This is a genomic window from Chitinophaga deserti (assembly GCF_003149455.1).
GTDB lineage: Bacteria > Bacteroidota > Bacteroidia > Chitinophagales > Chitinophagaceae > Chitinophaga > Chitinophaga deserti.
In genome coordinates this window covers 19,141-30,918 of record NZ_QFFK01000008.1, presented here as the reverse complement: position 1 = coordinate 30,918, position 11,778 = coordinate 19,141, and the positions used below count along the sequence as shown (strand labels likewise).

General features: G+C 51.1%; 7 protein-coding genes. 2 read left to right on the top strand and 5 right to left on the bottom strand.

Going from position 1 to position 11,778, the window contains the following annotated elements; all coding sequences use genetic code 11:
• The first annotated feature begins 5 nt into the window (after positions 1-5).
• On the top strand, positions 6-1,178 hold the full coding sequence (locus DEV76_RS18380; protein ID WP_109699645.1) for a purple acid phosphatase family protein: 1,173 nt from the start codon (positions 6-8) through the stop codon (positions 1,176-1,178).
• Positions 1,179-1,240: 62 nt separating this feature from the next.
• On the opposite strand, the gene DEV76_RS18375 is transcribed toward DEV76_RS18380, so the two are convergent.
• On the bottom strand, positions 1,241-2,884 hold the full coding sequence (locus tag DEV76_RS18375) for a trypsin-like peptidase domain-containing protein (protein WP_109699400.1): 1,644 nt from the start codon (positions 2,882-2,884) through the stop codon (positions 1,241-1,243).
• Positions 2,885-2,938: 54 nt separating this feature from the next.
• Positions 2,939-4,213 (bottom strand): MFS transporter, encoded by a 1,275-nt coding sequence (locus DEV76_RS18370; protein WP_109699399.1) that lies wholly within the window; start codon positions 4,211-4,213, stop codon positions 2,939-2,941.
• Between the two features lie 97 nt (positions 4,214-4,310).
• Here DEV76_RS18370 and DEV76_RS18365 point away from each other — a divergent pair, with 97 nt between their 5' ends.
• A complete protein-coding gene (locus tag DEV76_RS18365) occupies positions 4,311-5,195 on the top strand; it encodes a LysR family transcriptional regulator (RefSeq protein ID WP_109699398.1) in 885 nt (294 codons plus the stop codon).
• Between the two features lie 67 nt (positions 5,196-5,262).
• Here the strand turns inward: DEV76_RS18365 and DEV76_RS18360 are convergent, their stop codons facing one another.
• Genes DEV76_RS18360 through DEV76_RS18350 form a run of 3 tightly spaced genes read right to left on the bottom strand, consistent with a single transcriptional unit; the run spans position 5,263 to position 11,752 of the window.
• Complete coding sequence (locus DEV76_RS18360) at positions 5,263-7,458, bottom strand: IPT/TIG domain-containing protein (protein WP_109699397.1); 2,196 nt, start codon at positions 7,456-7,458, stop codon at positions 5,263-5,265.
• Positions 7,459-7,483: 25 nt separating this feature from the next.
• Positions 7,484-10,753 carry a TonB-dependent receptor gene (locus tag DEV76_RS18355; RefSeq protein WP_109699396.1) on the bottom strand — a complete coding sequence of 1,090 codons (3,270 nt, stop codon included), beginning with the start codon at positions 10,751-10,753 and terminating at the stop codon, positions 7,484-7,486.
• A 15-nt stretch (positions 10,754-10,768) separates the two neighbouring features.
• Positions 10,769-11,752: a fasciclin domain-containing protein gene (locus DEV76_RS18350; RefSeq protein ID WP_109699395.1), complete on the bottom strand. Its 984-nt coding sequence runs from the start codon at positions 11,750-11,752 to the stop codon at positions 10,769-10,771.
• Positions 11,753-11,778: the final 26 nt, after the last annotated feature.

Genomic DNA, 11,778 nt, shown 5'->3' with positions numbered 1-11,778 from the left:
TACTGATGAAAAATTCCCTGCTCTTTCTGTGCGTGTTTGTATGCGCGCCATTGCTGGCAGTTTGCCAGGAAGCATTTAAAATTACCCATGGCCCTTACCTGCAGGCATTGGGAGAAACCGGTGTCAACATCGTATTCACCACTAATAAGAAAGCGATGGCATGGGTGGAGCTGGCTCCGGCCGATGGCAGTCATTTCTACGCACAGGAGCGGCAAAAGATCTTTGCATCGGAGCATGGTAATAAAACGGAAACTACCGTTCACAACGTCCGCATCGAAGGCCTGAAACCTGCCACCAAATACCGTTACCGGATCTATGCGCAGGAAGTACTCAGCCACGAAAGCTACATCGTTAAATATGGAAATATTGCCGCCAGCGCCGCTTACCGTGCTGAATTACCCACATTTACCACCAGCGACCCTAAAGCCACCAGCACGCAATTTGCTATCGTCAACGACATCCATCAGCAGAATGATGTACTAAAGAAATTGCTTGGTCAGGTAGACTGGCAGGCCAACAAACTGGTATTCTTCAACGGCGATATGCAGAACAATTCCCGGAATGAGGCCCAGATATTCAGCTCTTACATGGATACGGCCATCAGCATCTTTGCCAGCCAGGTCCCTATGTACTATGCACGTGGCAACCACGAATCCCGCGGTGAGTTCGCCAATGAGTTCCCCCGTTACTTCCCCACAGCGAATGGCAAACTGTATTACCTGCTGCGCTCAGGGCCCGTTTGTTTCGTAGTGCTGGACACAGGGGAAGATAAGCCCGATTCCGATATTGAATACAGTGGCACCGCAGACTATGACGCTTACCGCACTCAACAGGCAGAATGGCTGAAAGAAGCCCTGAAGCAACCGGAGTATACCACTGCCCCCTACAAAGTAGTGGTAGCACATATCCCTCCATTTGGCGGCTGGCACGGAGAAATGGAAGTAGCGCAGAAGTTTGTTCCCATACTCAATGCAGCAGGCGCGCAGATCATGCTTTCCGGACATCTGCACAGGAATGTGAAAAGAGCGCCGGAAGCGAATGCATGGCAGTTCCCTGTACTGGTGAATTCCAACACTTCCATTATCAGAGCCAGGGCGGATGAGAAGCAATTGCAGATTGAAGTGTATGACCTCGAAGGGAAAAAGATCGATGCTGTAACGATTCAACCATCAAAGTAAGGGATTTGAATACAATAAAAAAGGCCGGGCAGCTGTTGCCCGGCCTTTTTGTTATCTGCCAATTATCCGGCCTTTACATCCGCTAACCATTGCCGTATAATTGCGGCCGGAAGCACTACTGTAGCAGTTCTGCTGAACCGGGCTATAACGATACCGCACCAGTTGCCATTGGCATCATATACAGGCGCTCCGCAGTCTGTCGATTTTACATGTGCATCACACAACCAGGCCTCTTTAAATCCATCCTTACGCCTGCTCTTACCTCCTTCGAATAATTCCGTGGGATGGCTGGATGTCATAACCGGCCGCTCTGCCAGCAAAATGTTGAGATGCAGCAAACTATCGCCGCGATGAATGCTAAGCCGGATGTTTTGAGAAGGAAAATATTTGAGCAGTTCCTTTAAAACGGCTACTGCATTCTCCTGTTTTACGGAATTAATGCTGACCAGTTGATCGCCCTGCCGTAGACCTCCTTTAATAGCAGGACCGTTCGGATCAAGGAATTCAACGACGATGTTGTTATTTACATCTGCCAACCGTGCGCCGAAGTAACCGCCGCTGGTATAGGGTGGCAGTGTAATAGAAGCCGTGCCGGCCACCCCTCTTTGCTGTTGCCCGGAAGGCAGCGGTACATAGATAAAGCTTCCTCTTTCCGGCTGTTTTGCTGCGGTGGATCGCTCCAGTCCTTTTGATTCCGGCAAACGGCTTTCCGTATACAGCAACACAAGATCGTTCTCCGTATCGCGGGCTATTACCTTCAGTGGTATCTGCTTAGCAGCATGGATCACAACAGGAGAATCCCCTACGGCAGCGCTCTTACTGACCAGCCATGTCCCTTTACGTCCTGTTTCCCAAACCGTGCCCGCAATATCCTGCCGGGCATTGTTCACAGTGCTGGAAATCCTTACCGGAGCACTACCCTGCTTCAATGAAATTGTATTTACAGGATGGGATAACTTTTGCGACAATGGAAGAACTGATGCCACTGCCTCATCTTCTACCGGGTAACTGGTGTAATTCTTTTGCTGAATAAGGGACGACCAATATTTCCTGTATTCATCTACCGGAGCATGGCAGTTCACAGACTCTATTGCAAGGCAGCGGCTGTTCATGCCAATTACCCTGCCTTCCAGATCGAATATCGGCCCGCCGGAATCACCGACCTCCATAGTACAGGTTGTCACAATAAACCGGTTGGTATCGAGCGGTTCCGTCACATAACCGAAACGCACTGCCGGCAGGGGCTGAATGGTGGATTCAGGGTAAGACATCATAATGCAGGGATCGCCTTTCTGCAGGCTTTTGGAAGAGCCCATCACCGCATAAGGCCAGGTTCCGGGAGTAAGGATCTTCATCACAGCCATATCGGGCAGGGTTTGTTCTTCATTCAGATCTATCCGTCCCATACCAACCGCTACTGCTTCCTTTCCATCAGGGAAAATGATCCGGTATGTTTTGCCGGGGCGCACGGCATGCGCTACCGACAGGAGATAGCCATCCGCAGTTACTGATACAGCGCTGAAGGGGCCACCTGTTTGGGCCTGCTGAACCGTATCATACGAAAATGCTTTTACTGCGGCATTCCAGGATTTTTTAATGGCTTGTTGAATAGCGGCCTGTGTTGAAGTAGTTTGCTGGCCATAGGCAATACAGGCAGGGAGCAGGAATAGCCCGAGGGCAAACCCGAATATTCGATTTCGGTTCATACCCTTAAAAGTATAAAAAGAGGCTATCAATTTTTAACACGATCGTACATCGGATTAATAAACCGCCGTAGCCTTCTCCGGCTTACGAGCCACCAGCACCGGGGTGGTTTTCATCACAGCCCCTTCCTCTACCCGCTTTGGTATATTCAAAGTCGCATTGCGGCGGATGAGGAAGGCTACAAACAGATTTACAACCGCCAATCCTGTCAGCACCCATACAAAGGCCGAAATACCAGCCCATTGGATAAGGAACCCTCCAATAAAAGGCGTACACGCCTGTGCGAACAGTTGGGGCCGGGCCAGCCGGCCCATCGTACCGGCATACCCCTCTGCCCCGAAAAGGTGGAGCGGCAAAGTACCCCGCAGGATCGTGCGCATACCATTACCGAGGCCATACAGGATAATACCAGCCCCCGCCAGTCCAGGGTTCCCCAGCAGCAAGGCTACTCCCGTCAGTACACCCGCACAGGAAACCGCAATACCGGTAACGGGCGACTTAGCCGGTAAAACGAGGTCAAGGAAGCGGACACCCACCTGACTGGGGCCTAACAAAGCCCCCAGTGCCACGGCAGCAGTCAGGGAAATGTGGTTACCCAGCAGGATATCTATCAGGTGAACAGAGATACCGGTAAGCAGTATTGCACCAATAGTCAGATTGATCATTACAAGGTAATATGTCCGGGAACCGGCTTGCTGATTGGCAGCAGGTTCAGGTATGGCGCCCGGAGCCAGAGGGGCCCTTTGCGGTTCATTCCCGGCAAATGCCCATGTATAGATGGGAAGTATGATGATCAGTAGTACCGCGGCATAAATAAGCAGCGTGCCCCTCCAGCCAAATTGCCCCAGCAGCAACGTAAGCACCGGCCAGATAACTGTAGTGCAAAATCCGGAGATCAGGGAGATGTAAGTGAAGGATTTCCCGGCCGTAGCGCCGTAACGCTTGCCCATTGCGGCAAAAAGGGCATCATAAAGCCCCATGGCCATACCCGCTCCAATCACTATCCAGCCCAGGAAGAACACCATGATGTGGGGCGCCAGTGCTGCAATGGCCAGTCCGGCAGCCATCACCATACCACTATAACGCATGATCCGCTCCCCTCTGTCCTTCCCGATCCAGCGGCCAATGGCGGGAGCCATAAGGCCCGACACCAGCAATGCTACCGACAACGCACCATATACCCCTTCGTGCGACCAGCCCGTATCCCGAACAATGGGACCACCTACGATGGCCATCAGGAAAAAGGAACCACCCCAGAGTAAAATCTGGGAAAGACCCAGTACCAGGCTCAGTTTGCGGGAAGGTGCGTGAGTATGTATTGCAGGAATCATCGGCTATTCCGGTTTATTGTACCGCAAAGTTCACGACAATACATAAATTCGTAAAACGGTATTTCTCTATCACATCCATCGATAAAACCGATCAATAATGGAACTACGCCAGTTACGGTATTTCATCAAGGCAAAGGAGCTCCTTAACTTTACAGAGGCCGCCCGGCAGCTTCATATCAGCCAGAGCACGCTATCCCAGCAAATCGGGCAGCTGGAAGATGAACTGGGGGTATTACTGTTCGACCGCCTTGGCAAGCGCATCACACTTACCGAAGCCGGACGGTTATTCTCCGGTTACGCCCTGCAAAGCATCCATGAAGCCGAAAGCGGGCTGCAGGTGCTGCGCGACCTCAACAATATGAACACCGGGCAAATTAGCATCGGCCTCACCTACGGCCTGCGCCCCATCCTCGCACCCGCTCTCATCCGGTTCATGCAAACCTGGCCTAAAATCACCATTCAGGTAGTGCTGGGCACCTCCGCCGAATTACTGGACAAACTCTCGCACCTGGAGCTGGACTTCGTACTTACCTTTCATGAAGCAGAAAAGGAAAAGCAGTTTAAATATCAATTGCTCTTTGAATCTCCCATGACTCTCGTAATGGCGCCGCATATGCCATTGGCAAAAAAGAAAAATGTAAGCCTGGAAGCTGCTGCAGAATTACCCCTTGCGCTTCCCGCACAGGGTTACAGCACCAGAGCCTTCATCTCCCATGTACTATCACAGAAGAACCTCTCCCCCAACATCGCACTGGAGATTAATGATATCAATATGCTGCTGGAAGTTATCCGCTCCGGTGAATGGTACTCGATACTTGTACGAACATCCGTGAAGCAGGAAGACGGCGTAGTGGCGGTACCCATCACCGGAAAAGACATGCACCGCAAAGCAATGATCATTTCCATGAAGGAAACGTATGAGAAGAAGTCGGTACAATCGTTTTACCGGTTACTGAAAGAGACTTCCAAATCTATGGGGTGATCTGTTAAATAAAAACCGCCCCGGCAAATGCCAGGGCGGAGTACTAAGTGTTTACTGTCAATTAAAATTACTTCAGGAACACTTTCCTTATCGCTTTATTACCTGCATCGAGAATGTAAATGTTGCCTTCTTTATCCATGATCATATCATTAGATGAGAAGGATATCTTCGCCTTTTCAAAACTACCGTCTTCATACCCCATAGCCATCTTCGCCAGCGTACGCACTTCTTTGGAAGTGAAATCAGCTTTTCGGATAGCAGCATTAGATTTGTCGAATATGAGGAGATTGCCATCTGTATCCAATAACAGGCCGCGGATACCAAACATGAACTGTACATTTTGAAACGGCCCGTCTACATAGCCCATTGGCCCGCCCAGCCATCGGAAGGTACTGATATTGTCGTGGCTCCACTTGCTGAGGAAGAATTCATTTTCATCAGGATAGAAGTACATGTTGCCTGCGTTATCGAAAGCCGGTGTACAATCGTCAGATACACTTCCTGCATAAGTTTTCTCCGTTGCACCATTCGGATAAATCTTCAGCATACCATACCAAAGCTGGGTTATATGCAGATTGCCCTGTTTATCCAAAATAATGCGGCCCGGCTGGTATTGCAGGCCCGATCTGAAGGTGGTAACAGTACCATCGGGTGTTATTTTCCGGATGCTATTGGTATTACCTACATCGGATACAAAAATATTATCCTGCGCGTCTATCGCAATCCCCCTGAGCGCGGCAAAACGCGCGGCGGTTCCTTTGCCGTTAACCATTCCCATCTCTCCGGATTCACTGCCTGCGAATACGGATACATTACCGTCCTTCGTCACTTTCAGCACGTTGTAGTGGCCACGGTCTGTAATGAATATATTCCCTTTTGAATCCATCGCGAAGCTGGTCATACTGTTCGTCAGCAGTGTATTCACCTGCGGTCCTCCTGCCAGCGTCATAATGCCCGCGCGCCTGAATGCTTCCGGAGCCTGAGCTTCCAGCGCTGCGCGCTTCACTTTCAGCACCCCTGTAGATAAGCCAACCGGCGCAATAACAGTAATCGTGTTTTCTGTTGCACTTTCTACGGGCGCGGCTAATCCGTTAAACGTCACGATATTCTCACCGGCTACAGCACTAAAGCCGGTACCGGTGATGGTCACCTTCGTGCCTGCAAGTCCATTTGCCGGCTGCATGGCAGTGATGCCAAGCACCTGATCTTTAAAGTCCGGGCCGGTGATACCCTGATCGTTTACCGTCAGGGATACTTTCCCGTTCCCGGTGCCACCGGGGAGTATGAGTGTCAGTTTATTCGGCGCGGCTGTTGCTACCGCCACGGCTTTACCATTTATCTTTACGATATTCTCATCTTTCTCAGTACTGAAATGCAATCCCGTAATAGTCATCTCCGCTCCAGCCGGACCGCTCAGCGGCGTTACCATTGCAATTTGCGGAAAAGGGACCACGGTAAAATCGGGACCGGTTGTTTTCTGGGCATTCACCACTACTGACACCGGGCCGGTGCTGAGCCCCGCCGGAGCTGTCACCACCAGATGGTCTTCCGCAGCTTCTGCCACTACAGCAGGCTTACCGTTGAAATCAACGAGATTTCCAGCCGCCACGCCTTCAAAGCCAGAACCACGGATCACCACTTTGGTGCCCGCACCACCCGTCATCGGCTTTATACCGGTGATAGACTGGAACCTGAATGCCGCACCGGAAGATGACTTACCATCTACCTTCACCGTAACCGGGCCGGATCCTGCCGCAACAGGAATCTCTGCCACAATCAGGGTATCGCTGGCGCTTACCACCGTGGCGGCTTTGCCATTGATATGCACCTCCGCCGGACCGTTCACACTGCTAAAGCCCTCACCACTGATACGCACATGCATACCGGCAGGCCCGTTCACAGGGAAGAACTGCTTAACTGTAAGCGACTGATAGTTATAATTCCCGGCTTCGGCCAGCTGGCTACCCGCAGTTACTTTGATATTACCTGAGCCGCCTTTCAGCGGAGCACGTACTACCAGAATGGTATCCTGGCGGTTGAGGATTTCTGCATCGGTGCCGGCAAACGACACGGAGAGCTTCTCATCGTTATTGAATCCGGCGCCCAGGATGGTTACCAGCGTTCCGCCATTGCCACTATTAGGGTAGTAACTTTTTACGGACAGCTTCACCGGGGTGGGTTCTTTTTCTTTTTTGCAGGATTGCACCACCGCCATTCCGGCGGCAGATGCTATCAGCATCAGATATAAAACGAGCTTTTTCATATGCTAGTTGATTCGAATCGGTTAGTTAAAAAGTATACCGCAGGCCCAGCTGAATCTGGTAGCGCGAGGCCAGGTAATCGATAGAATACGGCAGTCCCGGTGTGGTGAAAGTATATACAGGATATCCGTCTTTCCCCTGCTCCGGCGGGAACAATGTGGGTGTAAGCCCCACGCTCGGCGTGCTGTTGAAGGTATTGGGCGAGAAATACTGAATACCCCAGTTACGGTTCAGCAAATTGGTCATGTTCATGATATCCGCCGTAAACGTGATGAAGTTGGACTGCAGCCCGCGGAAATGGAACTCCTGGGCAAAATGCAGATCGGCCTGCAGGTTCCAGGGGGTACGGCCCATATTACGTTCCGTAAAATCTCCTCTCCTGCTATTGAGGTAAGCATTACCATCAATGTAGGCATTAAAAGCTACAGCCTGTTCGGCAGCAGTTACCACTACCCCATTTACTGTTCTGTCACTAAAGAACCCTGCAGCTTCATCCCTTCTGGGAATATATGCCAGGCTTACCTGTTGCGGAAGCCCCTGCACACTGTTGTTCATGATACCATAAGTAAACGGACTGCCCGACTGTGCGCTGAAGAACATACTGAGGGTACTTACCATTACTTTGTTCCAGGCTTTCCGGTAACTGGCGTTCACCACAATACGGTGCCTGATATCGAAGTTGGACCAGGCCAGGGAGGGATCGTTTGGATTCAGTGCCTGGTTCAGCTGCCAGTTACTTTCCATCGAATTACGGATACCGTTATACAAGTCCTTGCTCTGCCCGTAAGTGTATGCTCCTGACACAAACAGCCCGTTGGTGAATGTGCGCTGAATGCTGCCTGTAATGCTGTAACGGAAACCACGGTTTGTATTACTCAGCAGGTAAGCGTTAGAGAAAGCAGGGTCTACAGTACCGCTGTATACCGGTTGGCGGCGGTTATGATCATAGGCATACCAGCGCGGGTTATCCGTAATATTCACCTGCTGGAAAGCCACATCTTTCAGGCTTTTTGTTACCAGTCCTTCGAGGGTTAGCTTCCACTGAGAACTTGTGGTGTAATCTGCCGCCAGACTGGCACGTAATACCTGCGGCATGCTGAATTCGTTATCCACCAGATCTACCTGCGTTTTACCTGCATAAGGATTATTGGTCACAATACCATTTTCGTTCACGAAACCGGCTATACCCTCCCGTCCCGGACGGATTGCATCCGACCCGGCGGCAAATGGCTTCTGGTCTGCTCGCTGATCGAAAGACCCGTAGCCGATGCCGTTATTGTAATATGCGTATGCCAGCCAGGCGAAAGGAATACGGCCGGTGAAGAGACCTGCACCACCACGCAGTATAAGTTGCTGATTGCCCAGCCAGTCGTACCGGAAACCAAAGCGAGGGGAAAGCTTCACTTTACTGAAGTAGTTATTCTTAATCCGGCTGAGCTGTGTATATTCGAAGGTATTACCAAAATAAGGATCCGCCACGGCATCGCGCACCTTATCGCTCAGGGCGGGCTTATCGGGAAGATGCGTATAATCAGCCCGCAGGCCCGGCATCAGCTTCAGTTTATCATTCACCTGAATCTCATCCTGCACATACAGGCTGTACAGGTTGATGTTGAACACCGCACCGGGATTGGCCAGTATATAATCTCGCGTATTGTTGGTGTAATTGTAACTGCCCCGCACACGATAAGGCTGGTTGCTGAGATAATCTTCGATGCTCAGATAATCGACCCTGCCATTCCAGCTGTTCACAAATCCATAATCGATATGATATAATTCATTGTGCGTACCGAAGAGGAAATTATGCTTGCCGCGGCTCCAGCTCAGGTTGTTGGTGATTTCTACCGTACGCTGTTTCATATTGAAGATGGAAGCCTCACGGTCGGTACCGAGGTAGATGGTTGTGCCCGGTGTTCTGCCCATTATCTGCACCTGTGGCAACGAAGGATCGCTGAGGGGATCGCGGTAATCATGCACTGTGCTGAATCCGGCAACGAAGCTGTTGGTGAGCCTGTTGCTGAACCGGCTTTTCAGCTCCGCCACGGTACTGCTCTGATTATTTGTCTGCTCAAATGCCATGGAAGAAAAACGAAAATCCTGCTGATCACGGTCCAGCGTAATGGCGCTTGACCAGATGGTATTATTACGCAGCGAAAGCTGGTGCCTGTCGTTGATGTTCCAGTCGATGCGGTTGAAGAACTTAACCGATTTAGAAGAGGAATTATAAAAGCCAGCCGTACCTGGATCGAAGATATTGCCGTAACGGCTGATGGTGGCATTGCGGATTTCTTCTGCATCTTTGGCGCTGAGGATACCCGCAGTTTCTTCTTTGCCTGCTACCAGCTGAGCAGGGTCCGTTCTCCTTGTTATCTCCCCGTTCGTAAAGAAGAAGAGTTTGTTTCTGACAATGGGGAAACCGAGCCTTGCGCCTGCCTGATAGTCCTGAAAATCGCTGTTCATCTTCCCCAGCGTACCTTTCCGGTCTTTCCCGGTAATAGCCGCATTTCTTCCGAATCCATAAACGGAGCCGGAGAACTTATTGGTACCGCTTCTGGTAACTGCATTCACACTACCACCGGTAAAGTTGCCGATTTTAACGTCGTATGGGGCAAGGTAGACCTGCATATCTTCAATTGCGTCCAGTGAAACGGGATTGGTGCGCGTGCTGCTGCCCGGCTGGCCTGAGGTACCGCTCTGCCCGCCATTGGAAGGACTGAACCCGATAGCATCATTATTGATGGCACCATCTATGGTTACGTTATTATAGCGGAAGTTGGTACCGGCGAAACTATTGTCTTTACTACCCTGTGGCACCAGCCTGGTAATGTCCTGAATACTGCGCGAAACTGCGGGCATATTGTTCAGCTGAGTGCGGCTGATGTGCTGCCCTGCGCCAAAGGTATTTGCTCTGGCACCGGCTTTTGCCCCCTTCACTACTACTTCCCCGAGCTTACGGCTCTCTTCGGTGAGGGTGAAATGTAACAGTTGAGGTTCTCCCAGTTTGATAACGATATTCAAATGCTCATGAGCCGTCATGCCCATCATGGTGGCGGTTACTTTATAAGGGCCGCCGATGCGCATGCCATTGAGCCGGTATCGCCCGCCTTCGTCAGAAATAACGGGATATTTCGTACCGGAAGGTTCGTGTATGGCGATGATGGTTACGCCCGGCATGGGGCCTCCCTTTGCGTCCTGCACCTTACCGGTAAGGGCGCCGCCCGTCTCCTGCGCCACTGCTGCAACCGGCAACAGGAATAACAGGCAGGCCCAGATATGTCTGATTAAGAAATTCTGCATGGAATAAACTTTTTATTATTGATTGATCCGCAATACCTGATCAGTAATGTGTAATACGCCATTACCCGCAATGATATCACGGCGGCTCAGCTTTACCTCGGCGGTATTACCCGTTCCCTTCAGGGTAATGCCCGTAAAGTTGCCGGGCTGCTGCGGATCAGGGATCAGGGTCACTTTTACGGAGTTGTTATTGATCATCCCCTGAGTAGTGGATGTGGCTGTGCCCGCACTGAGGATATAGTCGTTCACAAACCTCCTGTCTGCCGCGATATGATAGCGCAGTATGGCACGGAGCGTTTCCGGATCAGTGGCATCCACTGCTTCAATGGAAGCAAATCCATAGGCCTGCATGGCGCTGTTAGAGGGGGCGTAGATAGTAAAGGGACCGGCACCATCCAGCATGGCAGCCATCCCGGCTGTGCGAAGGGCATGCTGAAAAAGGGTAAGCGATGCTTCGCCGGCCACTGCGTCAGAAATACGCTCATGACGGTAAGGCTCCAGTACACGATCTACCACCTGTACATACCCGTTACTGGCGGCAATGCCCGACGACAACAGGCGGCTTCCGTTCACCGTCAGCACCGTATCATTATTCTTCACCCAGCGCGTAACAAACAGCTTACCACTGAAGCTTTTAATCTCCTGATTGAAAAGGAACGGCATTTTATTCAGCTCGTACCGGCCGGGTACTACATGATAGTTGGCCAGACCATCGATGTAAGCCTGACTGCTGCCTAGTATAGCACCGCCATTGGCAAATCCGGCGTTCTGAAACGCCTGATCGGAAGGGGCGAAAACGGTATAGGGACCGGACAGCTTCAACTCATTTCTCATGTGCGTACGCAACACCACTGTGTTCATAACAGTGAGGTTGAAGTTATCTGTCAGCACCTGCGGGATCCTGTTATTATCCTGCAGCCGCGCATCGTCTTTATCTTTATCGCAACCGGAGGATACCATGGCCAGAAATGCCAGGCAGCCCGCGAGTATTGCTTTCATATGAAAGGATTGCATCGGTAATTACT